This is a genomic window from Pseudoalteromonas sp. S4492 (assembly GCF_005886115.1).
In the GTDB taxonomy this organism is placed as follows: domain Bacteria; phylum Pseudomonadota; class Gammaproteobacteria; order Enterobacterales; family Alteromonadaceae; genus Pseudoalteromonas; species Pseudoalteromonas gelatinilytica.
In genome coordinates, this window is sequence record NZ_PNCP01000281.1 from 1 (window position 1) to 363 (window position 363).

General features: G+C 51.8%; 1 pseudogene. It reads left to right on the forward strand.

What is annotated here, in order from left to right:
* Nucleotides 1-363, forward strand: a pseudogene (locus CWC28_RS22155) (DEAD/DEAH box helicase); the annotation flags it as partial.

The window sequence follows — 363 nt, forward strand, 5'->3', positions numbered from 1 at the left end:
ATCTGGTCGCCAAAGAACTCCCCCCGAAAACCGAAATTATCCGCACCACAGAACTGGAAGGTCGACAGAGAGCCCTTTATGAAACCATCCGGGCCAGCATGGAAGCCCGGGTGAAGGCCGAAATAGAAAAGAAAGGGCTGGCCCGCTCACAAATTGTGATTTTGGATGCGTTGCTGAAAATGCGACAGGCCTGTTGCGACCCTGCATTGGTCAAGCTGGATCAAGCCCAGGACATTCAGGAATCCGCCAAACTGGACCTGCTGATGACCTTAGTCAAACCCATTGTTGAGGAAGGCCGTAAAATTCTCATTTTCTCCCAGTTCACCAGTATGCTGACCCGGATTGAGGCTCGCCTGAAAGACA